Annotated in this window: 20 protein-coding genes; 16 read left to right on the plus strand and 4 right to left on the minus strand. The window is 70.4% G+C overall.

Features of this window, described 5'->3' with window-relative positions:
• The first annotated feature begins 24 nt into the window (after positions 1-24).
• Genes xdhA through guaD form a run of 4 tightly spaced genes read left to right on the plus strand, consistent with a single transcriptional unit; the run spans position 25 to position 5,839 of the window.
• Complete coding sequence (gene xdhA / locus KTN05_RS04365; protein ID WP_217328165.1) at positions 25-1,473, plus strand: xanthine dehydrogenase small subunit; 1,449 nt, start codon at positions 25-27, stop codon at positions 1,471-1,473.
• Between the two features lies 1 nt (position 1,474).
• A complete protein-coding gene (gene xdhB, locus KTN05_RS04370) occupies positions 1,475-3,790 on the plus strand; it encodes a xanthine dehydrogenase molybdopterin binding subunit (protein ID WP_217328166.1) in 2,316 nt (771 codons plus the stop codon).
• Positions 3,787-4,527, plus strand: a complete 741-nt coding sequence (gene xdhC, locus KTN05_RS04375; protein WP_217328167.1) for a xanthine dehydrogenase accessory protein XdhC — start codon at positions 3,787-3,789, stop codon at positions 4,525-4,527. Before xdhB ends, xdhC begins: the two co-directional genes overlap by 4 nt.
• A 19-nt stretch (positions 4,528-4,546) precedes the next feature.
• Entirely contained in the window at positions 4,547-5,839 is a 1,293-nt protein-coding gene (guaD, locus tag KTN05_RS04380; RefSeq protein WP_217328168.1) for a guanine deaminase, read from the plus strand.
• Positions 5,840-5,888: 49 nt separating this feature from the next.
• Here guaD and KTN05_RS04385 read toward each other — a convergent pair whose 3' ends face one another.
• Entirely contained in the window at positions 5,889-6,740 is an 852-nt protein-coding gene (locus tag KTN05_RS04385; RefSeq protein WP_217328325.1) for a bifunctional allantoicase/(S)-ureidoglycine aminohydrolase, read from the minus strand.
• A 124-nt stretch (positions 6,741-6,864) separates the two neighbouring features.
• Entirely contained in the window at positions 6,865-8,268 is a 1,404-nt protein-coding gene (gene puuE, locus KTN05_RS04390) for an allantoinase PuuE (RefSeq protein ID WP_217328169.1), read from the minus strand.
• Positions 8,269-8,462: 194 nt separating this feature from the next.
• Here puuE and KTN05_RS04395 point away from each other — a divergent pair, with 194 nt between their 5' ends.
• The 8 genes from KTN05_RS04395 to trxA all read left to right on the plus strand — a co-directional run bounded on the left by KTN05_RS04395 (position 8,463) and on the right by trxA (position 20,001).
• The gene (locus KTN05_RS04395; protein WP_217328170.1) at positions 8,463-9,767 is read left to right on the plus strand and encodes an NCS2 family permease; all 1,305 of its coding nucleotides are present in this window, start codon (positions 8,463-8,465) and stop codon (positions 9,765-9,767) included.
• A 129-nt stretch (positions 9,768-9,896) separates the two neighbouring features.
• Positions 9,897-10,295, plus strand: a complete 399-nt coding sequence (locus KTN05_RS04400; RefSeq protein WP_217328171.1) for a hypothetical protein — start codon at positions 9,897-9,899, stop codon at positions 10,293-10,295.
• Complete coding sequence (locus KTN05_RS04405; RefSeq protein ID WP_217328172.1) at positions 10,292-11,065, plus strand: IclR family transcriptional regulator; 774 nt, start codon at positions 10,292-10,294, stop codon at positions 11,063-11,065. The genes KTN05_RS04400 and KTN05_RS04405 overlap by 4 nt, the downstream gene beginning before the upstream one ends.
• A gap of 113 nt (positions 11,066-11,178) precedes the next feature.
• Complete coding sequence (gene tsaE / locus KTN05_RS04410; RefSeq protein ID WP_217328173.1) at positions 11,179-12,630, plus strand: tRNA (adenosine(37)-N6)-threonylcarbamoyltransferase complex ATPase subunit type 1 TsaE; 1,452 nt, start codon at positions 11,179-11,181, stop codon at positions 12,628-12,630.
• Positions 12,609-13,289: a nucleotidyltransferase family protein gene (locus tag KTN05_RS04415; RefSeq protein WP_217328174.1), complete on the plus strand. Its 681-nt coding sequence runs from the start codon at positions 12,609-12,611 to the stop codon at positions 13,287-13,289. Before tsaE ends, KTN05_RS04415 begins: the two co-directional genes overlap by 22 nt.
• Positions 13,282-16,236 (plus strand): double-strand break repair protein AddB, encoded by a 2,955-nt coding sequence (addB, locus tag KTN05_RS04420; RefSeq protein ID WP_217328175.1) that lies wholly within the window; start codon positions 13,282-13,284, stop codon positions 16,234-16,236. Before KTN05_RS04415 ends, addB begins: the two co-directional genes overlap by 8 nt.
• Positions 16,229-19,642: a double-strand break repair helicase AddA gene (addA, locus tag KTN05_RS04425; protein ID WP_254367984.1), complete on the plus strand. Its 3,414-nt coding sequence runs from the start codon at positions 16,229-16,231 to the stop codon at positions 19,640-19,642. The genes addB and addA overlap by 8 nt, the downstream gene beginning before the upstream one ends.
• A gap of 38 nt (positions 19,643-19,680) precedes the next feature.
• Positions 19,681-20,001, plus strand: coding sequence for a thioredoxin (gene trxA, locus KTN05_RS04430; RefSeq protein WP_217328176.1), 321 nt, complete (start codon positions 19,681-19,683; stop codon positions 19,999-20,001).
• Positions 20,002-20,031: 30 nt separating this feature from the next.
• Here trxA and KTN05_RS04435 read toward each other — a convergent pair whose 3' ends face one another.
• Positions 20,032-20,931, minus strand: coding sequence for a hypothetical protein (locus tag KTN05_RS04435; RefSeq protein WP_217328177.1), 900 nt, complete (start codon positions 20,929-20,931; stop codon positions 20,032-20,034).
• A gap of 78 nt (positions 20,932-21,009) precedes the next feature.
• Here KTN05_RS04435 and hslV point away from each other — a divergent pair, with 78 nt between their 5' ends.
• From hslV to KTN05_RS04455, 4 genes are all read left to right on the plus strand, one after another.
• The gene (gene hslV, locus KTN05_RS04440) at positions 21,010-21,567 is read left to right on the plus strand and encodes an ATP-dependent protease subunit HslV (RefSeq protein WP_217328178.1); all 558 of its coding nucleotides are present in this window, start codon (positions 21,010-21,012) and stop codon (positions 21,565-21,567) included.
• Positions 21,568-21,648: 81 nt separating this feature from the next.
• On the plus strand, positions 21,649-22,947 hold the full coding sequence (hslU, locus tag KTN05_RS04445) for an ATP-dependent protease ATPase subunit HslU (protein WP_217328179.1): 1,299 nt from the start codon (positions 21,649-21,651) through the stop codon (positions 22,945-22,947).
• Positions 22,948-23,010: 63 nt separating this feature from the next.
• Entirely contained in the window at positions 23,011-23,199 is a 189-nt protein-coding gene (locus tag KTN05_RS04450) for a PLD nuclease N-terminal domain-containing protein (protein WP_217328180.1), read from the plus strand.
• A 73-nt stretch (positions 23,200-23,272) separates the two neighbouring features.
• Entirely contained in the window at positions 23,273-23,644 is a 372-nt protein-coding gene (locus KTN05_RS04455) for a DUF983 domain-containing protein (RefSeq protein ID WP_217328181.1), read from the plus strand.
• 4 nt (positions 23,645-23,648) lie between these two features.
• On the opposite strand, the gene KTN05_RS04460 is transcribed toward KTN05_RS04455, so the two are convergent.
• A complete protein-coding gene (locus tag KTN05_RS04460; RefSeq protein WP_217328182.1) occupies positions 23,649-24,182 on the minus strand; it encodes a lipocalin family protein in 534 nt (177 codons plus the stop codon).
• Between the last annotated feature and the right edge of the window lie 64 nt (positions 24,183-24,246).

A 24,246-nucleotide genomic window follows, 5' to 3' on the forward strand; every position in this document is an offset into this window, starting at 1 on the left:
ACTCGCCGCACGAAAGGACCGCGCATGAGCCAGCCCATCCGCTTTCTGCTGAACGACACCGAGATCGTGCTGACCGAGGCGGGACCGGCAGACACGCTGCTGGACTTCATCCGGCTGGGGCGGCGCCTGACCGGCACCAAGGAAGGCTGCGCCGAGGGGGACTGCGGCGCCTGCACGTTGATGGTCGGGCGGCTGCACGAAGGGCGGCTGGTCTATGAGCCGATCAACGCCTGCATCCGTTTCCTCGCCTCGTGCCACGGCTGTCATGTGGTGACGATCGAGCATCTGAAAGCTGCCGATGGCGGGCTGCACCCCATCCAGGCGGCGATGGTGGAGCATCACGGCAGCCAGTGCGGCTTCTGCACGCCGGGCTTCGTGATGGCGATGTATGGTCTGTGGATGACCCATGACGACCCGACCGTGGTGCAGATCGAGACGGCGTTGCAGGGCAATCTGTGCCGCTGCACGGGATACGAGCCGATCGTGAAGGCCGCCCTCGCGGCGGGCCGCGCGGGCGGGCAGGCGCGGGATGCGCTGAACGTCGAGCGGGCCGAGGTGACGGCCAGGCTTTCCGCCATGGCGGCCCGCGCCGATGTGCGCCGGGGCGAGGAACGGGCGATCCTGCCCGCCGATACCGACGATCTGGCGCAGGTGCTGGAAGAGCATCCGACCGCCACCATCGTCGCCGGGGCGACCGATGTGGGGCTGTGGGTGACGAAGTTCCTGCGCCCCATCAGCCCCGCCGTGTTCACCGGCCATCTGATGAAGGAGATCGAAGTCACGGACGACGCGCTCCGCATCGGCGCGGGCGTGACCTATTCCGAGTTCGTGCCGCTGGTGGCCGAGCATTTCCCCGAGGTCGAGGATTACATCCTCCGCATCGGCGGCTGGCAGGTCCGCAACGCCGGCACGATCGGCGGCAACATCGCCAACGGCTCTCCCATCGGGGAAATGCCGCCGCTACTGATCGCGCTGGGGGCAAGGACCGTGCTGAGGAAGGGCGGTTCGCGGCGGCAGATCGCGCTGGAGGATTTCTTCATCGAATACGGCAAGCAGGACCGCGCGCCCGGCGAGTTCGTGGAAACCATCGTGATCCCGAAAAAGGGCGAGGCGCTGATCGCGGCCTACAAGGTCTCCAAACGTGCGAACGCCGATATCTCGGCCGTCGCGGCAGGGTTCCGGGTGGTCGTGGAAGGCGATGTGATCGCAGACGCCCGCATCGCCTTCGGCGGGATGGCCGGCATCCCCCGCCGCGCGTTCGAGGCCGAGGCGGCGCTGGGCGGCCAGCCCTTCACCGCCGAGACGTTCGAGGACGCGGCGCTGACCGTCACCGGGGATTTCTCGCCGCTTTCGGACTGGCGGGCCAGCGCCGAGTATCGCACCGCGGTCGCTGCCAATTTCTTCCGCCGCTTCTGGCTGGAGCAGTCGGAAGCCGCCCGGCCCGTCCGCCTCAACCGCGCCGTGGGAGAGTAAGATGAAGCACGATCACATCGCCGTCGCCCCCGCCGAAACGCTGGCCGAGACGCCGCATGAATCGGCCATAAAGCACGTGACCGGCCGCGCGGACTACACCGACGATCTGGTGGTGCCGCAGGGAACGCTGCACGCCTATCTGGGGTTGTCGTCGGTGGCGCATGGCCGCATCCGCTCCATGGATCTCGCCGCGGTTCTGGCCGCGCCGGGCGTCATCGACGTGCTGACCGCCGCCGACATCCCCGGCGCGAATGACGTAAGCCCGGTCCAGAAGGAAGACGACCCGATCTTCGCGCAAATCGTGCAGTTCCACGGTCAGCCGATCTTCGCCGTGATCGCCGAAACCCGCGATCAGGCCCGCCGCGCAGCGGCGCTGGCGAGGGTCGAATATGAGGAACTGCCCTTCGTGCTGGACCCGATCGCTGCCAGGGACTCGGGCGGGGCGCTGGTGCAGCCCGGCATGACCCTGCGCCGGGGCGAGCCGGAAGCCGCCCTCGCGGACGCGCCCCGCCGGATCGACGGCCGCTTCGTGATCGGCGGGCAGGACCACTTCTACCTTGAAGGCCAGATCGCGCTGGCGATCCCCGGCGAGGATGAGGAGGTGACGATCTTCACCTCGACCCAGCACCCGACCGAGGTGCAGCACATGGTGGCACATGCGCTGGGGGTTCCGGCCAACGCCGTCGTCGTGAACGTCCGCCGCATGGGCGGGGGCTTCGGCGGCAAGGAAACGCAGATGAACCTGTTCTGCTGCGTCGCCGCCATCGCCGCGAAGAAATGGCACCGCGCCGTCAAGCTGCGCCCCGACCGCGACGACGACATGATCGCCACCGGCAAGCGGCATGATTTCGTCGTGGATTACAGCGTCGGCTTCGACGACGATGGCCGGATCACGGCGGTGAGCGGAGACTGGTATGCCCGCTGCGGCTTTTCCGCCGATCTCAGCATGGCCGTCACCGACCGAGCCCTGTTCCACGCCGACAACGCCTATTTCTACCCGAACGTCGAGATCCGCAGTCATCCGCTGAAGACCAACACCGTCTCGAACACCGCCTTCCGCGGCTTCGGCGGCCCGCAAGGCGTGATCGTGGCCGAGCGGATCGTCGAAGAAATCGCCTACGCGACCGGGCAGGACACGCTGGCCGTGCGCAAGGCGAACCTCTACCAGAACGGCCAGCTCACCCCCTATCACCAGCCGGTGGAGGACATGATCCTGCCGCAGCTCATCGAGGAGCTGGAGGGGTCGTGCGACTACGCGGCCCGGCGCAAGGCGGTGCTGGACTGGAACGCGAAAGGCGGCGTGATCCGCAAGGGCATCGCGCTGACGCCGGTCAAGTTCGGCATCAGCTTCACCGCCACGCATTTCAACCAGGCGGGCGCGCTGGTCCATATCTATACCGACGGCTCGATCCAGCTGAACCACGGCGGCTGCGAGATGGGACAGGGGCTGCACACCAAGATCGTGCAGGTGGTGGCCGACGCCTTCCATGTCGGGGTCGAGCGGGTGCGGATCACCAAGACCACGACCGAGAAGGTGCCGAACACCTCGGCCACCGCTGCATCCTCGGGCACCGACCTGAACGGCATGGCGGCGCTGGACGCCTGCAACCAGATCAAGGCGCGGCTGGTCGAGTTCCTGTGCAAGGCGAAGGACGCCGAGCCCGAGGAGATCGCCTTCGTGCGTGATCACATCCGCGTCCGCGACGAGCTGATCCCGTTCTCCGAGGTGATCCAGACCGCCTATCTCGCCCGCGTGCAGCTTTCGGCGGCAGGCTTCTATGCCACGCCGAAGATCCACTGGAACCGGGCCGAGGGGCGCGGGCGACCGTTCTACTACTACGCCTACGGCGCCGCCTGCGCGGAGGTGTCGGTGGACACGCTGACCGGCGAATACGTGATCGAGCGCGCCGACGTGCTGCATGACGTGGGCCGGTCCATCAACCCGGCCATCGACAAGGGCCAGGTCGAGGGCGCCTTCGTGCAGGGCACCGGCTGGCTGACCAGCGAGGAACTGTGGTGGGACGCGAAAGGCCGGCTGCGGACGCACGCGCCGTCCACCTACAAGATCCCGCTGGCGTCCGACCGGCCCAAGATCTTCAACGTGAAGCTGGCCGACTGGTCGGTGAACAAGGAGCGGACGATCAAGCGCTCCAAGGCCGTGGGCGAGCCGCCCTTCATGCTGGGAATCTCGGTCTTCGAAGCCATCGGTCAGGCGGTGGCGTCAGTCGTGGATTACCGCGAATGCCCGCGCCTTGACGCACCGGCGACGCCCGAGCAGGTGCTGATGGCGGTGGAACGGCTGCGGGCGCGGCCATGATCCGCGTCCGCATCACCCGCGCCCGCGGCTCCACCCCGCGCGAGGAAGGGGCCGAGATGATGGTCGGCCCCGATGCCCTCACCGGCACCATCGGCGGCGGGCAGCTGGAATACCTCGCCATCGACCGGGCCCGGCAGATGCTGGCGAAGGGAGAGGCTTCGGCGGTGATGGACGTGCCGCTCGGCCCGGAAATCGGCCAGTGCTGCGGCGGCCGGGTGGAACTGCGGCTCGACCGCGAACCGGCGACCCCGCGCCCGCCCGGCCCGCCGGTGCTGATCTTCGGCGCGGGCCATGTCGGCCGGGCGCTGTCGCGGGCGCTGATGCCGCTGCCGCTTTCGCCCCGGCTGATCGACCAGCGCGCGGCGGAACTGGCACTGGCCGCGCCCGGTGTGATCACAAAACTGACGCCGCTGCCCGAGGCGGAGATCCGCGCCGCCCCGCCCGGTGCCGCCTATGTCATCCTCACCCACGATCACGCGCTGGATTTTCTGCTCGGCGTCGAGGCGCTGGCGCGGCAGGACGCCGCCTATATCGGCATGATCGGCAGCCGCACCAAGCGCGCGACCTTCGCCCGCTTCGCCCGTTCGCAGGGGGTGGACCCGTCGCCCCTCACCTGCCCCATCGGCGCGGGCTTCCCTCGCGACAAGCGCCCCGAGGTGATCGCCGCCTTCACCGCCGCCGAGATCATGACGCGGCTGCTGGCGCCCGCCACCCAGCCGGCGCTGACCACCCCCTGAGCCAGCCAAGGACCGCCCCATGAAAACCCTTCTGCGCGGCCGCGTGCTGACGTTTCACGCCGACCCGGCCGACACCGCCGACAACCACCGCTTCTGGGAAGACGGCGCGATCCTGATCGAAGACGGCCGCATCGAGGCGGTCGGCGACCACGCCGACCTGCGCCACCACGACGCGACCGAGATCGACCACCGCCCGAACCTGATCCTGCCGGGCTTCATCGACCCGCATATCCATTTCCCGCAGGTGCAGGTGATCGCCAGCTGGGGCGAGCAACTGCTGGACTGGCTGAACACCTACACCTTTCCCGCCGAGCTGAAGTTCGCCTCGCCCGAACACGCCGCCCACATGGCGGATAGATTCCTCGGCTTGCTGCTGGCGCACGGCACGACCACGGCGAGCACCTTCTGCTCGGTCCACCCCGCCAGCGCCGAGGCGCTGTTCGCGGCGGCGGACGCGCGCGGCATGGCGATGGTCGCCGGCAAGGTGATGATGGACCGCAACGCCCCGGACGGGCTGCGCGACACGGCGCAGCAGGGGTACGACGACAGCCGCGCGCTGATCGACCGCTGGCACGGGCGCGGCCGCCTGCGCTACGCGATCACCCCGCGCTTTGCGATCACCTCGACGCCCGAGCAGCTTCAGGCGGCGGGCGCGCTGGCGGCCGAGTTCCCCGACCTCCACATCCAGACCCATCTGAGCGAAAACCTCGCCGAGATCGACTTCACCCGCGAGCTTTACCCGGAAGCCCGCGACTATCTGGACATCTACGACCGCCACGGCCTGCTCGGCCCGCGCAGCCTGATGGGCCACGCGATCCACCTGAGCGACCGCGAGATCGCCCGCATGGCTGAAACCGGCGCGCGCGCGATCCACTGCCCGACCTCGAACCTGTTCCTCGGCTCGGGCCTTTTCGACGATCACGCGATGCGGGAGGCGAGCGTCGTCACCGGCGTTGCCACCGATGTGGGCGGCGGCACCAGCTATTCCATGCTCGCGACGCTGAGCGAGGCCTACAAGATCGCCCAGCTCAACGGCCGCAGGATGCACCCCTTGCAGGCCTTCCACTGGGCGACTCGCGGCAACGCCATCGCCTTGGGGATGGAGGACGAGATCGGCGCGATCGAGCCCGGCCGCCATGCCGACCTCGTCGTGCTGGACCCCCGCGCCACCCCCGCAATGGCGCTGCGCGCCGAGGCGGCCCGGACGCTGGCCGAGGAGCTGTTCATCCTGCAGATCATGGGCGACGACCGGGCGGTGGCGCAGACCTATGTGGCCGGGAAGCCGATGGGGGTGGGCGACAAGCTGCGCTGAAGCGCACCCCGTCGATCGTAGGGTGCGCTTCAGCGCACTGCCCCGCCGATTACCCCCGCATCGGCCAAAGCGGCGCGTGACGGTTCACGTCCTTGTAGAGCAGGTAGCGGAACCGCCCCGGCCCGCCCGCATAGCAGGCCTGCGGGCAGAAGGCGCGCAGCCACATGAAGTCGCCGGGGCCCACCTCGACCCAGTCGCGGTTCAGGCGATAGACGGCCTTGCCCTCCAGCACGAACAGCCCGTGCTCCATCACATGCGTCTCGGCAAAGGGGATGGAGCCGCCCGGCCCGAAGGTCACCACGGTGATGTGCATGTCGTGGCGCAGGTCCGCCGGGTCCACGAAGCGGGTGGTCGCCCAGGCGCCCTCGGTGTCGGGCATGGGCGAGGGAGCGATATCGCGCTCATTGGCGATGACCGGATCGGGCGGCGTCACCCCCGCCGCCGGCTGCCAGCGCTTTCGGAACCAGTGAAAGCCCGCATTCCCCGGCGTTGCATTGCGGATCGCCCAGTCGGTTCCCGGCGGCACATAGGCGAACCCGCCCGGCGTCAGGCGGTGACACACGCCCGCGATGGTCACGTCCACCTCGCCGCCGGTGACGAAGATCGCCGATTGCACCTCCGGGTCGTCCTCTGGCCTGTCCGACCCGCCGCCCTCGGCCAGTTCGACGACATACTGGCTGAACGTCTCGGCAAAGCCGGTCAGCGGCCGGGCGAGAATCCACATCCGCATCCCCGTCCAGCCAGGAAGAAAGCTGGTGACGATATCGCGCATGACGCTGCGGGGGATGACCGCATAGGCATCGGTGAACACGGCCGTATCGGTGGTCAGCCCGGCCTGCGGCGGCAGCCCGGCAACGGGCCCGGCATAGCTGCCCGGTCGGACGGTCGGCTGGTCCGGCATCTCGCCGGGGATCGTGGCCGGGTTGCCGGTGGGGGTCGTCTCGTCGATCATCCGTCTCTCCTGTCATCGGGCGGCTGAAAATATCCCGGGGGAGTCGCGCGAGGCGCGACGGGGGCAGCGCCCCCTACTCCAGCGCCGCTTTCAGCCGCAGTTCCGCGATCCGCATCACCTGCCGCTCGGCCTCGATCCGCTCGGTGGCGGTGTCGTTCTGCACACGCCGGGCCATCGCCGCCATGATCCCGGCCTTGTCGTGGTCGCGCACGGCGATGATGAAGGGAAAGCCGTGCCTGTCCGTATAGGCGTCGTTCAGGCGCGTGAACTCGGCCCGTTCGGCGTCGGTCAACGCGTCCAGCCCGGCGCTGGCCTGTTCGGCGGTGCTGTCCGCCGTCAGCCGCCTCGCCGCGGCGAGCTTGCCCGCCAGATCCGGGTGCGCGCGCAGGACCGCCAGCCGCTCGCCGTCGGATGCGGCGCGGAACTGCCGCGCCATCGCCGCCGACAGGCCCGCCGCACCGTCATGCGCCGCCCCCATCTCGCCGTCCCAGACCCGCTCGGCCACCCAGGGCGAGTGTTCGTAGATCGAGCCGAAGCGGTCCGCGAAGGCGTCCCGCTCCATCTGCGACGGGCGCTCGATGGCGACATGAGGATGGGTCGCCGCCCAGTGCCGGGCGATGTCCAGCCGGGTCGCGAACCAGACGCCCTCATGCGCGCGGGCGTGGTCGAGGAACCGCTTCAGCCCCTCGGCCCGGCCCGGCCGCCCGGCGAGCCGGTTATGCAGCCCGATCGACAGCATCCGCGGCCGCCCCTCCGCGCCCTCGCGATAAAGGCAGTCGAAGGCGTCGCGCAGATACAGGAAGAACTCCTCGCCATTGGTGAACCCGCCATTGGCGAAGCGCATGTCGTTGGCGTCGAGCGTGTAGGGCACGATCAACTGCGGCTTGCCGGCGTGGACGTGCCAGTAGGGCAGCTCGTCGGCGTAGGAATCGGCCAGATATTCGAAGCCCCCCTCCTCGCAGCCCAGCGCCACCGTGTTCATGGAGGTCCGGCCCTGATAGAAGCCCAGCGGCCGCGAGCCGGTGACGTGCCTGTGCAGCTCCACGGCCTGCCGGATATGCTCCGCCTCGACCTCGCGCGGCACGTCCCTGTAGTCGATCCATTTCAGCCCGTGGGTCGCCATCTCCCACCCGGCGTCGATCATCGCGCGGGTCTGTTCCGGGCTGCGGGCCAGCGCCGTCGCCACGCCGTAGCAGGTGACGGGGATGCCTTCGAGCATCCGGTAGAGCCGCCAGAACCCGGCGCGGGCGCCGTAGTCGTAGATCGATTCCATGTTCCAGTGCCGCTGGCCCGGCCAGGGCTGGGCGCCGGTGATTTCCGACAGGAACGCCTCGGAGGCGGCGTCGCCGTGCTCGATGCTGTTCTCGCCCCCCTCCTCATAGTTGACGACGATCTGGACGGCGATCCGCGCGCCGCCCGGCCATTTCGGGTCGGGCGCGTGCTGGCCGTATCCGCGCAAGTCGCGGCTGTAACGCATGGGCGATCCTTTCTGCTGGCGCGCAGACTAGCAAAAGCCGGGGCCGCGCCAAGGGTGCCCGATGCTGATGCAGCTTTGCGACATTCTTGGAAATTTCCGATGATCGAGAAACTGTCGCTCGGCTTTGCTAATGGTTTCGCAGGGCTTTCCTGTCATAGGCTGACCGGCGCGGAATAACCGCCCGAGGGACAACAATGCTCGAACAATACTTCGGCCTGCGGGAAAAGGGCACCAGCGTGCGGGTCGAACTGCTCGCCGGGCTGACCACCTTCCTGACGATGGCCTACATCATCTTCGTCAACCCCGACATCCTCTCGACCACGGGGATGGACCGGAACGCCGTCTTCGTGGCGACCTGCCTTGCCGCGGCGCTCGGCTCGCTGATCATGGCGCTGTGGGCGAACTGGCCCATCGGGATGGCGCCCGGCATGGGGCTGAACGCCTTCTTCGCCTTCACCGTGGTCGGCGCGCTGGGTTATTCCTGGCAGGAGGCGCTTGGCGCAGTGTTCATTTCCGGCGTGATCTTCCTGATCCTGTCCGTCACCGGCATCCGCCGCTGGCTGATCGAGGGGATTCCCCATTCGATGCGCAGCGCCATCGCCGCGGGGATCGGGATGTTCCTTGCCATCATCGCGCTGAAATCCTCGGGCATCGTCGTCGCCAACCCGGCCACCTTCGTCGCGCTCGGCGATCTGACCCAGACGGCGCCGCTGCTGACCATCGCCGGGTTCTTCATCATCGCGGCGCTGGATCACCTGAAGGTGCCGGGGGCGATCCTGATCGGCATCCTTGTCATCACGGTCGCCTCGATCCTGCTGGGCGTCAGCCAGTTCGGCGGCATCTTCTCGGCCCCGCCGGCCATCGCGCCGACCTTCATGCAGCTCGACGTGCTGGGCGCGCTGCAGACCGGACTGTTCCACGTCATCCTGGTGCTGGTGCTGGTCGAGGTGTTCGACGCCACCGGCACGCTGATCGGCGTCGCCAAGCGCGCCGGGCTGCTGATCGAGGGCCCGCAGCACACCAACAAGGGCCTCAGCCGGGCGCTGATGGCGGATTCGACGGCGATCGTCGCGGGATCGATGCTGGGCACGTCCTCCACCACCGCCTATGTCGAAAGCGCGTCGGGCGTGCAGGCGGGCGGACGCACGGGGCTGACCGCGCTCACGGTCGCGGTGCTGTTCCTGCTGGCGATGTTCCTCGCCCCGCTGGCCGGATCGGTGCCCGCCCACGCCACGGCACCCGCGCTGCTCTATGTCGCGACGCTGATGCTGCGCGAATTCGCCGAGGTTCACTGGGACGATTCGACCGAGGCCGCGCCCGCGGTGCTGACCGCCATCGCGATGCCGTTCACCTATTCGATCGCGAACGGCCTCGCCTTCGGCTTCGTCAGCTACGCGGTCATCAAGCTGCTGACCGGCCGCGCGCGCGAGGTGCATCCGGCCACCTGGATCGTGGCGGGCCTGTTCGTGATCCGCTTCGTGTTCTTCCCCGAAGGATAGACGGGAACAGAAACGCGGCGGCGCGCCACATTGCATGCGCGCCGCCGCCTCATTCCCTGGCACGAGCGCCCAGTTGACCGCGCCGCCGCGCCGGCCAAGATTGCACTCCTCAGTTGCCGAGGACCCGCCATGACGAAGCCTGCCCGGACGGCCCGGACCCGGAAAGCCGACCCGCCCGTGCATACCGCGGCAGAGGCGCTGGCCGAGACAGCTCGCGAGCTTGCCGCCGAAGCGGCGGCGGAGGGCAATCCCATCGACCTGCCGGGCGATCTGGACGAGCGCGAGGAAAAGGCGGGCACGCGCTGTCAAGGGCTGGGCGACGCCGCAGGAGGAGGGGCGCTGATGGACCGGCTGACGCGCGCATCCGCTCACCACTGCTCGGGGCCCCGAAACCCTGAGTGGGTGATCTGCCGCCCGCGCCACGCGCCCGACCCGCCCCCAGCTTGCCCGAGCGACTGGCTCACCGCCTGCACAAGGCGAAACCAGTTCCATGTCCGCCAGTCCCCCGCCATGGCCCGACTCCGATGAGCATCAGCAAGCCCGCCGAACCCGATACCTCCCGTGTCGTTGCCCGCGCCGCCGATGTGCTGCTGGCGCTGGCGGATGCGGACGGGTTGACGCGGGCCGAACTCGCCGCCCGCCTCGGCCTGCCCGCGACGACCGTGCTGCGCCTGCTGACGACACTTGCTGCGCGGCGGCTGACCGAGATGGACCCGGCGACACAACGCTGGTCCGTGGGACCGGCGGCATTCCGGCTGGGCGCGGCCTTCCTGCGGCGCGGCTCGCTTGGCCAGCGGGCGGCGCCGATCCTGCGCGGCCTCGCGGCCGAAGCGGGAGAGACGGCGCTGCTGGCCGTGGCCGATGGCGACGCGGCGTTGATCGTGGCGTGCGTCGCACCGGACCATCCGGTCCGGGCCGAATTGCCCGACGGCTCGCGCATCGCACTGCACGCCTCGGCCCCCGGCAAGGCGCTGATCGCCCATCTGCCGCTGCACCGCGTGCAGGCGCTGCTGGGCCGCGGGCCGCTGCCGACGCTGACCGACGCGACGCTGACCGATCAGGGCGCCCTGACCGCCGACCTGGCGACGATCCGCCACACGGGCTTCGCACGCGACATCGACGAATCCGCCGCCGGGCTGTCCGCGATCGCCGCACCGGTCTTCGGCGGCCTCGGCGATCCGGTGGCCGCCCTCGCGCTCGCCGGCCCCTCGGCCCGGCTGACCCCCGCGCGGATGGAGGCGCTGTCGCCGCGGATCATCGCGGCGGCGAAGGCGCTGGGGCAGGCGCTCGGCGGCTGACAGGCCGGACGGCGTCCCATGTGAGCCGCGTCCGACCGTTTCGTGGAATCCAGCGACCGCTTCGGGCGCCCGCCCCTTCCCCGGACAGCGGCCAGCGGCTAGGTTGCACCCCGATGACCATGCCCTCCGCCCACCCCGTCCTGGCCCGCATCCCCGACGCCGACGAGGCGCTGACCGCTGGCCTCGCCCGGACCCTCGCCGCCGTCCTGCGAGCGGGCGACTGTCTGTTGCTGGATGGTCCGGTGGGCGCCGGCAAGACCCATTTCGCCCGCGCCCTGATCCGCGCCCGGCAGGGCGATCTGGCCGAGGACGTGCCCAGCCCGACCTTCACCATCGTCCAGACCTATGCCGACGCGGCGGGCACCGAGATCTGGCATGCCGATCTCTACCGCCTGACCGACCCCTCGGAACTGGTCGAGCTTGGCCTCGACGAGGCGCTGCCGGACGCGATCACGCTGATCGAATGGCCCGACCGGCTGGGCGCGCCGCCGCCCGGTGCGCTGACCGTCGCCCTGCGCGAGACTGCGTCGGAGCGCCGCGAAATCGTGCTGGCCGGCGATCCGGCCCGATGGCCGAGCATCGCCCGGATCGTGCAGATCGCTACCTTCCTGCATGGCGCCGGCTGGTCCACGGCCCGGCTGGCCCCGCTGGCGGGCGATGCCTCGACCCGCCGCTATTTCCGACTGTCGGACGTGGGGCGCCGCGCGGTGCTGATGGACGACCCGCCGCCGGGCAGCGTGCCGCGCTATCTCGCGATGACCGACTGGCTGCGGACGCGCGGCCTTCACGCGCCCGAGATCCTCGCGCAGGATATCGCCGACGGGCTGCTGCTGATGGAAGATCTGGGCGACCGGCTGATCGCGCGGGTGTTGCGGGACGATCCTGACCGGACCGGCGCGCTTTACGCGCGGATCACCGACCTGCTGGCCGGACTGGGCCAGCATCCGCCGCCCGGCTTCGCCCCTCCGCTCGACGGGCCGGAACTGGCGGCGCAGGTCGGGCTGTTCGCCGACTGGTATGTCCCGGCGACAGGCCGGCAGGGCGGCGCGGGCGGCGCCCCCGCCATCGCCGCGCTGTGGGACCGGCTCTGCGCCGACACGCCGCCTGTGACCGGGCTACGGGACTTTCATGCCGAGAATATCGTCCTGCTGGACGATGGCAGCCTCGGCCTGCTGGATTTCCAGGACGCGGTGGCGGTGCATCCGGCCTACGATCTCGTGTCGCTGCTGCAGGACGCTCGCCGCGACATCGACGCGGCGACCGAGGCCGCCTGCCTCGCCCGCTACGCGGCAGCGACCGGGGCGGACCCGGACCGCTTCGCCGCCGCCTATGCGCTGCTGGGGGCGCAGCGGGGCTTGCGGATCATGGGCATCTTCACCCGCCTCTGCATCCGGGACGGCAAGCCCCGCTATCTCGACTTCATGCCCCGCGTCTGGGCCGCGATACAGCGCGACGTCTCGCACCCGGCGCTGGAACCGTTGCGGGCGGCGCTGGACGGCATCCCCGGCCCGTCCGAGGCCATCATCGAAAGGATCCGTGCCCGATGCGCCAGCCCGACGCCATGATGCTGTTCGCCGCCGGAAAGGGGACGCGGATGGCCCCCCTGACCGACACGACCCCCAAGCCGCTGATCCCCGTCGCGGGCCGCACCCTGCTGGACCGGGCGCTGGATCTGGGCCGCGCGGGCGGCGCGCGGCGGATCGTGGTGAACACGCATCATCTGGGCGGGCAGATCGCCGCCCATCTGGACGGGCGCGACATCGCCATTTCGGACGAGCCCGCCCTGCTGGAAACCGGCGGCGGCCTGCGCAAGGCGCTGCCGCTGCTGGGGGACGGGCCTGTGATCACGCTCAACCCCGATGTGGTCTGGACCGGGCCGAACCCGGTCGCGGCCCTGCGCGCGGCATGGGACGGCGGGCGCATGGACACGCTGCTGATGCTGGTGCCGGTGGGCGCCGCGCATGGGCGGGTCGGCGGCGGGGATTTCTCGCTGGACCATGCGGGCCGGATCGCCCGGCAGGGCGATTTCGTCTATGGCGGCGCGCAGATCATCCGCACCGACCGGCTGGCCGGGATCGAGGCCGAGGTGTTCTCGCTCAACCTTCTCTGGAATCTGCTGATCGCGGACGGGCGCGCCTACGGCATCGTCCATCCGGGCGGCTGGTGCGACGTGGGCCGCCCCGACTGCATCCCCTTGGCCGAGGCGCTGCTGGCCCATGGCTGAGTTCTCGGGCCTCTACGCCGTCCCGCCCGGCGCCGACTTCGCTTCCGCCTTCGCGGGTGGCCTGCTGGCGCGGATGGCGGACCAGCCGCCCGAGGCGCTGGCGCGCGTCACCATTTACGCAAATTCCGGCCGCACCCTGACCGCACTTCGCGCCGCGTTCGAGGTGCGCGGGCCGCTGCTGCTGCCCCGGCTGCGGCTGCTGGCCGATCTGGGCGCCGAGGGGGCCGAGAAGCCGCTTGCCGCCCCGCTCGCCCGCCGGATGCAGCTTGCGCGGCTGATTGAGGCGGTGCCGCCCGAGGCCCGCCCCGGTCAGAGCGTGCCGGAACTCGCCGCCTCGCTGTCAGACCTGATGGCCGAGATGCAGTCCGAAGGGCTGGGCGCGGACGCGCTGGACCGGATCGAGACGGGGGACCACGCGATCCACTGGCAGCGCGCGCTGGCCTTCCTGCGGATCGCGGCGGGGTTTCACCTCTCCGGCCCGACGGTGGACCGCGAAGCCCGCCAGCGCCGCGCCGCCGAGCGGCTGGCCGCTGGCTGGGCGGCGGGCCGCAACCTGCCGGACGGGCCGGTGATCGTCGCAGGCTCCACCGGCTCGCACGGGGGAACGCGGCTGTTCATGCAGGCGGTCGCGGGGCTGCCGAACGGCGCGGTGGTGGTGCCGGGCTTCGATTTCGCAACCCCCGCCGCGATCTGGGACCGGCTGGACACGGCCGAGCCCGCCGACGACCACCCGCAGGCCCGCTTCGCGCCGCTGGTGCGTCAGTTCGGGATGCCGCGCCCGTGGGCCGATGCGCCGGCGCCGGACCCGGCGCGGGAAAGGCTGATCTCGCTCGCGCTCCGCCCCGCGCCGGTCACGGACCAATGGGTGGCGGAGGGGCCCTCGCTGGGCGATCTGCTTCCCGCCACCGAGCGGCTGACGCTGATCGAGGCCGACCAGCCCGCCGACGAGGCCGACGCCATCGCCCTGCTGATCCGGGGCGCGGTCGAGCGGGGCGAGCCGGTGACGCTGATCGCCTCGGACCGCAGCCTGACGCGGCGGGTGCAGGCGGCGCTGGACCGCTGGCGGCTGATCCCCGACGACAGCGCCGGCCAGCCGCTGCCGCTGACCGCCGCGGGGCTGTTCCTGCGCCATGTCGCGGCGCTGTTCGGGCAGCCGCTGACGATCGACCGGCTGCTGGTGATCCTGAAGCATCCGCTGACCGCCACGGGTAGCACCGTCATCCCGCGCAACCGGCATCTGCTGCAGACCCGCGAGCTGGAGCTTGAGCTGCGCCGCAACGGGCCCGCCTTTCCCGATGGCGCCAGCCTGCTCAAATGGGGCGAGCGCAACAGGCGCGGCACCGACGCACCCGACCCGGACCGGCTGATCTGGTCGGGCTGGGTCGCCGCGATGCTGGACCGGATGGCCCCGCTTGCCACCGACCGCGCGCCGCGTCCGCTGGAGGGCAGGCTTGCCGACCATCGCGCGTTGGCCGAGGCCCTGGCCGCCGGGCCGCAGGGCGACGCGGCGGCGTCGGAACTATGGGCCGAACGGCCGGGCGAGCTTGCCCGCGCCGTCATGGACCACATGGCCGAACACGCGCCGCTGGGACCCGCGGCGACGGCGCGCGACTACGCCGACCTGCTGACCGATCAGATGCAGGCGCAGGCGGTGCGGCAGGACGTGGCCGCTCATTCGCTGATCCGGTTCCGCGGCCCGCGCGAGGCGCGGACCGAGGCGGTGGGCCTCGTCATTCTCGCCGGACTCAACGAGGGCGCGTGGCCGCAGGCGCTGGCGCCCGATCCGTGGCTCAGCCGGCAGATGCGGGCGCAGGCGGGGCTGACCCTGCCGGAACGGCGGATCGGCCTTGGCGCGCACGACTTCCAGATCGGACTGTCGGCTACCCAAGTGATCCTGACCCGCGCCCGCCGCAATGCAGAAGCCGAAACGGTGCCCTCGCGCTGGCTCAACCGGCTGGTGAACCTGATCCGGGGGCTTTCAGGCGACCAGCACGGCCCCGAGGCGCTGGCGGCAATGCTGGCCCGAGGACAGGTCTGGCTGGACCTCGCCCGGCAGCTCCGCACGCCGCCCGAACCGGTGCCGCCGCAGCCGCGCCCCTCGCCCATCCCGCCGCCGCGGTCGCTGAAGGATCTGTCGGTCACGGGCGTCTCGCGGCTGATCCGCGATCCTTATGCGATCTATGCCGACAAGATCCTGCGGCTGCGCGCGCTCGACCCGCTGCGGCCAGAACCCGACGCGGCGGAGCGCGGCAACGTCCTGCACGAGATCGTGCGCAGCTTCCTGAGCCCGCTCCCCTCGCCGCTGGAAAGCCCCGAGATGCTGCGCGAGCGGCTGCTGGCCGCGACCGACAAGGTGCTGGCCCGCGACGTGCCCTGGCCTGCCATGCGGCTGTTCTGGCGGGCGCGGATCGCCCGGATCGCGGACCGGCTGGCCGCCGACGAGCATGCGCGGCTGAAGGACGGCACCCCGGCCGTGATGGAGGAGCGGCACAGCCATGAAATTGCCGGATTGGGCTTCCGCCTGACGGCGAAACCCGACCGCATCGACCACCTCAAGGATGGCACGGCGCATGTCTATGACTACAAGTCCGGCTCGCTGCCGACCGACCCGCAGATCAGGCAGTTCGACAAGCAGTTGCCGCTGGAAGCGGCGCTGGTCCAGCGCGGTGCCCTTGGCGACAAGCGCGACGTGTCGGGCATGAGCTATATCCGGCTCGGCGGCGAAGGCGAGACGAAGGCGCGCAACTGCTCGCCCGAGCTGATCGCCGAGACATGGGACGGCTTCGTGGCGCTGATCTCGGCCTATCTGGCCGGCGGCAAGGGCTTCACCGCCCGCGCGGCGATGCAGAACCGGACGGACGCGAGCGATTACGACGGGATTTCCCGCTACGGCGAATGGACGCTGGCCGATGCGGGGCAGCCAGAGAAGGTCGGCGGCGATGGATGACATGGGCAAGCCGGATGCCGGCATCGACGACGCCACCCGCGCCCAGCGCAAGGCGGCCGATCCGGGACGCTCGACCTGGCTGACCGCCAACGCGGGCTCCGGCAAGACGCGCGTGCTGACCGACCGGGTGGCGCGACTGCTGCTGGACGGCACCCGCCCCGAACGCATCCTGTGCCTGACCTACACCAAGGCCGCCGCGTCCGAGATGCAGAACCGGCTGCTGTCGCGGCTGGGGGGCTGGGCGATGCTGCCCGATGCCGAGCTGACGAAGGAACTGCACCAGCTCGGCGTCATCGCCCCCGATCTGCGGGCGGCGCGGCGGCTGTTCGCGCAGGCGATCGAGACGCCGGGCGGGCTGAAGGTCCAGACCATCCACAGCTTCTGCGCCGCCGTCCTGCGCCGCTTTCCGCTGGAAGCCGGGGTGCCGCACGGGTTTTCCGAACTCGACGAACGCTCGGGCGCCAACCTCCGGGCCGAGATACTGGAGACGATGGCGCAGGACGGGGTCGCCAGCCTTGCGGGTCTCGCCATGCTGCTGAGCGAGGACCGGCTGGACCGTTTCCTCGCCGGGCTACGCGATTTCGACCACCCGCCCTGCTCGAACACGATCTGGACGCAGGCGGGGCTGACGGACGGCTTCTGCGCCGACGACCTGCTGGCGCGGGTGTTCCCGGATGGCGACTGCACCGTGATCGCGGCGATGATCCCGCATCTGCTGGGGAGCAGCGCGAACGACCTGAAGGCCGCGAAGAAGCTGGAAGCGGGGCGCTGGGATTCGCCCGGACTGGCCGAGATCGCGATTCTGGAAGCCACGCTTCTGACCGGCAGCAGCGCGAAGGAGCCGTTCACGGCCAAGATCGATTCGTTCCCGACGAAGGCGCTGCAAAAGGGCCACTGCGCCGACCTGATGGACGACCTCATCGACCTGATGGGCCGTGTCGAATCCACCCGGACCACGCGGATCGCGCTGGAACACGCCCGCCGCACGCTGGCGTTGCAGGACTTCGGGCACGACTTCTGCGCCCGCTACGAATCCGCCAAGCAGGCGCATGGCTGGCTGGATTTCGACGACCTCATCACCCGCACCGCGCGGCTGCTGTCGGATTCCACGATGGCGCAATGGGTGCTGTTCCGGCTGGATGGCGGCATCGACCATATCCTCGTGGACGAGGCGCAGGACACCTCGCCCGGCCAGTGGCAGGTGATCCAGCGGCTGACGGACGAATTCACGGCCGGCGCGGGGGCGCGGGGCGACCAGCGGACGCTGTTCGTGGTGGGCGATCCCAAGCAGTCGATCTATTCCTTCCAGGGGGCCGACATCGCCGTGTTCGAGAAGCGGCGCGAGGGGTTCGAGGCGGCGTTCTCGGTGCTGGACCCACCGATGCAGCGGGCGGCGCTGGAGCATTCGTTCCGGTCCTCGCCCGCGATCCTGTCGGTGGTGGATGCGGTGTTTTCGGGCGATGCGGCGCGGGGTCTGGGCGTGTCGCCGCACCATATCCCCTTCCAGCGCGATCTGCCGGGCCGCGTCGATCTGTGGCCCGCCGTGCCACAGCCCGAAAAGGCCGAACCGGGCGACTGGCGCGCGCCGGTCGATGCGCCCGCGCCGAACTCGGCGGAAACCGTGCTGGCCGAAGCGGTCGCGCGGCAGATCGCGGCGATGCGCGGGCAGCCGATCTTTGCGGTGCGCGAGGCCAGGGTTCGCCCGATCCGCGCGGGCGACATCCTGATCCTCGTCCAGCGGCGCAGCGCACTGTTCCCCGAACTGATCCGGGCGCTCAAGGCGCATGGCCTGCCGGTCGCGGGGGCCGACCGGCTGAAGCTGGCCGCCGAGATGGCCGTGCGCGACATCCGCGCCGTGCTGTCCTTCCTGGCGACGCCCGAGGATGACCTGTCGCTGGCGACCGCCCTGCGCTCGCCGCTGTTCGGGCTGACCGAGGATCAGCTTTACCGCCTCGCCGCGCCGCGCAAGGGGCGGCTCTGGCCCGCGCTGCGGGATGCGCCGGAACACCGCGCCGCCGTCGATCTGCTGGCCGACCTGCAGGGGCAGGCCGATTTCCTGCGCCCGCATGATCTGATGGCGCGGCTGCTGATCCGCCACGGCGGGCGTATGCGGCTGATCGCCCGGCTGGGGCACGAGGCCGAGGACGGGATCGACGCGCTGATGTCGCAGGCGCTGACCTACGAGCAGGCCGAGGTGCCCTCGCTCACCGGCTTCCTCGTCTGGCTGGCCGAGGACGACGCCGAGGTGCGCCGCCAGCCGGGCGCGGCGGGCGAGGGCGAGGGGCTGATCCGGGTGATGACGGTTCACGGCTCTAAGGGGCTGGAAAGCCCGATCGTGATCCTGCCCGACACGGCCAAGCGCTCCCCTCGCGACGATTCCGCCGCGCTGACGCCGCCCGAAGGGCCGCCCGCCATCTGGCGCGGGCGCAAGGACGAACGGCCGGAATTCGTCGCGGACTGGATCGGCGCCGAGGCCGAGCGGCGCGAGGAGGAGAACCGGCGCCTGCTCTATGTGGCGCTGACGCGGGCGGAAAGCTGGCTGATCGTGGCGGCGGCCGGGAATACCGGCATCGGCGACGACAGCTGGCACGCGATGATGGACACGGGGATGGGGCGGGCCGAGGGGCTGGCCTCGGCCGACGTGGAGATCGACGGCGTCGGCACCGCGCGGCGGCTGTCCTTCGGCGACTGGCCCGCGGTGGCGGTTGCCAGTGAGGGCAAGCCCAGGGCCGAGCCGCCCGCCCTGCCCGGCTGGGCGACGGCCACGCCCGCGAAGCCCGACCGCCCCGCCGCGCGGGTGGCGGCGACGGCGCTTGGCGGGGCGAAGGCGCTGGGGTCGATGGACGACGCCGACCGGCAGGCCGCGATGCTGGCCGGAACGCGGCTGCATCTGCTGCTGGAGGAACTGCCGGGACGCGATCCTGCCACCTGGCCCTCGGTCGCGCGGGCGGCGCTCGCCGGGGCCGAGGGCGGGTTGCCGGACAACCAGGCGCTCGCCGCGCTGCTGGACGAGGCGGGCGCGATCATCGGCGCAGAGGATCTGGCCGCCGTCGTCACCCCCGCAGGCGCGACCGTGCTGCGCGAGGTGCCGCTGGCCGCCGACCTGCCCGGCATCGGTCCCCTGGCCGGGACGATCGACCGGCTGGTGGTGCAGCCGGACCGGGTGCTCGCCATCGACTACAAGTCGAACGCGCAGGTGCCCGCCCGCCCCGAGGACGTCCCGGATGGCATCCTGCGCCAGATGGCCGCCTATCGCGCCGCGCTGGCGCTGATCTATCCGGGGCGGCGGATCGAGGCGGCGGTGCTGTGGACCCGCACCCGCTCGCTCATGGACCTGCCCGCGCCGCTGCTGGATGGGGCCTTGCGCCGGGCTGGCGGTCTTGACCCCGCGGGGGCCGGTCCATAGCTGTTGGGCAACATCCCATTCCAAGACAGGAGCCCCCCATGGCAACGCTGAAAGCCTCCGACGCCGATTTCGACAGCGTCGTGCGCCAGTCCGACACCCCCGTCATCGTCGATTTTTGGGCCGAATGGTGCGGCCCCTGCCGCCAGATCGGCCCGGCGCTGGAAGAGCTTTCCGACGAATATGCCGGGAAGGTGAAGATCGTGAAGGTCAATGTGGACGAGAACCCCGACGCCCCCGCCCAGCTTGGCGTGCGCGGCATCCCGGCGCTGTTCCTGTTCAAGGACGGGCAGGTCGTGTCGAACAAGACCGGCGCGGCGCCGAAAGCCTCGCTGAAGGCCTGGATCGACGAGAACGTCTGATCCCTTCGGATTGCGACGAAAGGGCGGCGGTCAGATCGGCCAGCCGCCCTTTCTCATGGCCGCGCGGATGCGGTCCGGCGCGTCCGGGCGGGTGGCGTTGATCGCCTGCATCTGCAGGAACCAGAACAGGTAGCGGTCGAAATCCGGCGCGTGATCCGGCGCGGCGGCGAGCGCCGCCTCGGCGCCGAGCTCTGCAACGTTCAGCGCGATGTGGTGGAAGTCGATCTGTCCGAACAGCACGGCGGGCTTGCCGAGCAAATAGCCGTCGAAGGCGACCGAACTGTTCTGTGTGGCGACGAAGGCGCAATCCCTCAGGATCGCCGCCGTGTCGCCGCCGATGATCAGGTTCGGGTGCCGTCCGGCCAGCCGCTCCAGCGCGGCATGGTCGGCATAGTCCAGCCGTTCGCGCGGGTGCAGTGTTGCCACGACCGGACGGCCGGTGGCGCAGACGCGGTCCAGCATGTCCAGCGGGCTCATCGTCTGAAAGGACCGGCGGCGGCGGATATGGCCTTGCAGCGGCACCAGCACGATTTCGCCCCGCGCCGGCGCGGGGCCGGGCAGCACGCGTGCGCGCAGGCGATCGGCGAAGGACGCCGCCTGCCCGGCCTGCACCTCATCGGGATCGAACCGCGCCTGCGCCACTGCGAAGCGCCAGCGTTCGGCCACCGGCTCGATGGACCAGAACGGATAGTGATAGGCGCGGCGGAAGGTCAGGGCGCGGTCGTGGGTCGGTTGCTCCATGTGAAACAGCGCGTAGCCGCCCCGCAGCGGCGCGGCCGCGCGGGCCATGGGGCCGGTGGGCAGGAACTCGACCGTCCAGCCCGCCTCGCGCACCGCCGCCGCCAGCACGTTCATGAAATTGAACCGCCCGGCCCGCGAATCCGCAAGCATCGGATCTTCCAGGTAGATGCGCAGGTGACGGGCCGTCATGGCGCGCAAGCTAGCCCCGCCAGCGCAGTTGCGGAAGGCCGGGGCCGCGCCTATCTGGACCCCAACACGGAGGTTTTCATGGCTGACGACAGGTTTCCCGGCTGGCACGGCACCACCATCCTCGCGGTGCGCCGCGGCGGCCGCGTGGTGGTTGCGGGCGACGGGCAGGTGAGCGTCGGGCAGACGGTGATGAAGGGCACGGCCCGCAAGGTGCGCCGCCTGTCGCCCGGCGGGCGCGACGTGGTGGTGGGCTTCGCCGGCTCGACCGCCGACGCCTTCACCCTGCTGGAGCGGCTGGAGAAGAAGCTCGAATCCGCCCCCGGCCAGTTGCAGCGCGCCTGCGTCGAGCTGGCGAAGGACTGGCGCACGGACAAATACCTCCGCAACCTGGAAGCGATGCTGATCGTCACCGACGGCGCGCAGGTCTATGTCGTGACCGGCGCCGGCGACGTGCTGGAGCCGGAGCATGACGTGGCCGCCATCGGCTCGGGCGGGAACTTCGCGCTCGCCGCCGCACGGGGGCTGATGGAGACGGAGCTCGACGCCGAAACCGTCGCGCGCCGCGCCATGGCGATCGCGGCGGACATCTGCGTCTACACCAACGGCAACCTGACCGTGGAAACCATCGATGGCTGAGATCGCCTTCCGCCCGGACCTCGAGCATCCCGGCCGGACCCCGGACTGCCTGCTGATGCGCCATTACCGAGAGAGCGAGACATGACCGACCTCACCCCCCGCGAAATCGTCAGCGAGCTGGACCGTTTCATCATCGGCCAGGACGATGCCAAGCGCGCCGTCGCCGTCGCCATGCGCAACCGCTGGCGGCGCCAGCAGCTTGCCGATGACCTGCGCGACGAGGTCTATCCCAAGAACATCCTGATGATCGGCCCGACCGGCGTCGGCAAGACCGAGATCAGCCGGCGCCTCGCCAAGCTCGCCAACGCGCCGTTCGTCAAGGTCGAGGCGACCAAGTTCACCGAGGTCGGCTATGTCGGCCGCGACGTGGAACAGATCATCCGCGACCTCGTGGACAGCGCCATCGTGGACACGCGCGAGCGGATGCGCGGCGAGGTCCGCGCCCGCGCCCGCGCCGCCGCCGAGGACCGCGTTATCGCCGCGCTGGCCGGAGATCAGGCCCGCGAGCAGACGCGCGAGATGTTCCGCGGCAAGCTGAAGCGCGGCGAGCTGGATGACACGGTGATCGAGATCGAGGTGCAGGACAACTCGAACCCGCTGGGGATGGAGATTCCGGGCCAGCCGGGCATGGGCGGGATGATGGACCTGTCGGGGCTGATGAAGGCATTCGGCGGGCGCAAGGTGCGGCGCAAGACCACCGTGCGCGACAGCCACGACCTGCTGCTCGCCGAGGAAGCCGACAAGCTGCTGGACGACGAGGCGATCCGCGCCGCCGCCATCTCGGCGGTGGAACAGTCCGGCATCGTCTTCATCGACGAGATCGACAAGGTCTGCGCCCGCTCCGACAACCGCGGCGGCGAGGTCAGCCGGGAAGGGGTGCAGCGCGACCTGCTGCCGCTGATCGAGGGCACGACCGTCAGCACGAAATACGGCCCGGTCCGCACCGACCACGTGCTCTTCATCGCCTCGGGCGCGTTCCACGTGGCCAAGCCCAGCGACCTGCTGCCCGAGCTTCAGGGCCGGTTGCCGATCCGGGTCGAGCTGAAGGCCCTGACCGAGGACGACTTCGTCCGCATCCTGTCCGAACCCGACAACGCGCTGACCCGGCAATACGCGGCGCTGATGGGGACCGAGGGGGTGGACGTCACCTTCACCGAGAACGGCATCAAGGCGCTGGCCCGGATCGCCGCCGAGGTGAACGCCTCGATCGAGAATATCGGCGCACGGCGGCTTTACACCGTGATGGAGCGGGTGTTCGAGGAACTGTCCTTCACCGCCCCCGACAAGGGCGGCGATCAGGTGCGCGTCGATGCGGCCTTCGTCGAATCGCAGCTCGGCGATCTGGCCCGGTCGGCGGACCTGTCGCGCTACGTGCTGTAGCGCCGGGCGGAACCGCCATCCCGCCCGCCGGTTGAACAGGGAACCCTTACCGGAGTCCCTGCCATGAGTTTCTTCGGCGGCCTGTTCGGCCTGATCGTCTTTGCCCTCGACGTGTGGGCGATCGCGTCGATCATCAACTCGGACGCGACCGGCGGCAGGAAACTGCTGTGGATCGCCATCGTCGTCATCCTCCCGGTGCTGGGTCTCATTGCCTGGTTCTTCGCCGGGCCAAAGGCCAACTATCGACGCTGACGCGCCCCGCGCATGGAGGCCGGGGCGAAAGGACCAGCGCCTGCCGCTATCTTGAACATGAAAGGCCGCGACCATGAGCCAACCCGCACGAGACCTGAAGTCCGCCGTGCTGCGCGGCCTCGCGAACCGCTGCCCCAATTGCGGCGAGGGGCGGGTCTTCACGGGTTATCTGAAGGTCGTGGACCGGTGCGAGAACTGCGGCGAGAGGCTGGGCGAGTTCCGCTCGGCCGACGGGCCGGCGTTCTTCACCATCACCATCGTCATGCTGCTGCTGATCCCGCTGATCGGCTTCGGCTGGCTGCTGTTCCGGTCCGACCCGCTGACGCTGATGCTGGTGCTGTGCGGGGTCACCACCATCATCACGCTGGCGCTGCTGCGGCTCATCAAGGGGATCTTCGTCGGCTTCCTCTGGGCCCATCAGGAGCGCGACCGGGGTGCCTGGTAGGCCGTCAGCCGTGATCGACGCGGATCAGCCCGTCCACGTCATAGCCTTTGTCGCGGGCGATCCCGACGAGCCGCTGATACGTCGCCTCGTCCATCGTCTTCCCGCGCGAGAGAATCCACAGATAGCCCCGGTTCGGCCCCGCGATCATCGCCCAGCGGTAATCCGGCGACAGCTCGAACACGTGATAGCCGCCCGGAAATCCGGGGAAGAACGTGACCGCAAGGCTGGCAACGTCCGGTTCGCCCTGAAAACGCGCGGTGCCCTTGATGTCCTTCCACTGCCCGGCCTTCCGGCCCCGGTTGACCACCTTCACCGTGCCATCGTCATTCAGGCTGTAGCTGGCCGAGACGTGGCTCAGCCCGCGCTCGAAGCGGTGGTTCAGGCGGGCGATCTCGAACCAGTCGCCCATGTAGCGGTTCACGTCGAAGCCGGTGACGGGCTGGACTCCGACCGGGGTGCGGGTCATCAGCGCCCGCGCCGCGGCGGTCGCGGCGGCGGCAGAGGCGAGGATCACGGCAAGCGTTCTGATCTGAAGCATGAGAGGGCGTCCTGTCTGTTTCGCCCCCCAACGCGCCGCGCGGTAAAAAGGCTTCACCGCCCCG

It is taken from the genome of Paracoccus sp. Z118 (assembly GCF_019061185.1).
Taxonomy (GTDB): Bacteria; Pseudomonadota; Alphaproteobacteria; order Rhodobacterales; family Rhodobacteraceae; genus Paracoccus.

Coding starts and splice junctions, on each gene's coding strand:
- xdhA (WP_217328165.1), top strand. CDS start 25: ATGAGCCAGCCCATCCGCTTTCTGCTGAACGACACCGAGATCGTGCTG.
- xdhB (WP_217328166.1), top strand. CDS start 1,475: ATGAAGCACGATCACATCGCCGTCGCCCCCGCCGAAACGCTGGCCGAG.
- xdhC (WP_217328167.1), top strand. CDS start 3,787: ATGATCCGCGTCCGCATCACCCGCGCCCGCGGCTCCACCCCGCGCGAG.
- guaD (WP_217328168.1), top strand. CDS start 4,547: ATGAAAACCCTTCTGCGCGGCCGCGTGCTGACGTTTCACGCCGACCCG.
- KTN05_RS04385 (WP_217328325.1), bottom strand. CDS start 6,740: ATGCCGGACCAGCCGACCGTCCGACCGGGCAGCTATGCCGGGCCCGTT.
- puuE (WP_217328169.1), bottom strand. CDS start 8,268: ATGCGTTACAGCCGCGACTTGCGCGGATACGGCCAGCACGCGCCCGAC.
- KTN05_RS04395 (WP_217328170.1), top strand. CDS start 8,463: ATGCTCGAACAATACTTCGGCCTGCGGGAAAAGGGCACCAGCGTGCGG.
- KTN05_RS04400 (WP_217328171.1), top strand. CDS start 9,897: ATGACGAAGCCTGCCCGGACGGCCCGGACCCGGAAAGCCGACCCGCCC.
- KTN05_RS04405 (WP_217328172.1), top strand. CDS start 10,292: ATGAGCATCAGCAAGCCCGCCGAACCCGATACCTCCCGTGTCGTTGCC.
- tsaE (WP_217328173.1), top strand. CDS start 11,179: ATGACCATGCCCTCCGCCCACCCCGTCCTGGCCCGCATCCCCGACGCC.
- KTN05_RS04415 (WP_217328174.1), top strand. CDS start 12,609: ATGCGCCAGCCCGACGCCATGATGCTGTTCGCCGCCGGAAAGGGGACG.
- addB (WP_217328175.1), top strand. CDS start 13,282: ATGGCTGAGTTCTCGGGCCTCTACGCCGTCCCGCCCGGCGCCGACTTC.
- addA (WP_254367984.1), top strand. CDS start 16,229: ATGGATGACATGGGCAAGCCGGATGCCGGCATCGACGACGCCACCCGC.
- trxA (WP_217328176.1), top strand. CDS start 19,681: ATGGCAACGCTGAAAGCCTCCGACGCCGATTTCGACAGCGTCGTGCGC.
- KTN05_RS04435 (WP_217328177.1), bottom strand. CDS start 20,931: ATGACGGCCCGTCACCTGCGCATCTACCTGGAAGATCCGATGCTTGCG.
- hslV (WP_217328178.1), top strand. CDS start 21,010: ATGGCTGACGACAGGTTTCCCGGCTGGCACGGCACCACCATCCTCGCG.
- hslU (WP_217328179.1), top strand. CDS start 21,649: ATGACCGACCTCACCCCCCGCGAAATCGTCAGCGAGCTGGACCGTTTC.
- KTN05_RS04450 (WP_217328180.1), top strand. CDS start 23,011: ATGAGTTTCTTCGGCGGCCTGTTCGGCCTGATCGTCTTTGCCCTCGAC.
- KTN05_RS04455 (WP_217328181.1), top strand. CDS start 23,273: ATGAGCCAACCCGCACGAGACCTGAAGTCCGCCGTGCTGCGCGGCCTC.
- KTN05_RS04460 (WP_217328182.1), bottom strand. CDS start 24,182: ATGCTTCAGATCAGAACGCTTGCCGTGATCCTCGCCTCTGCCGCCGCC.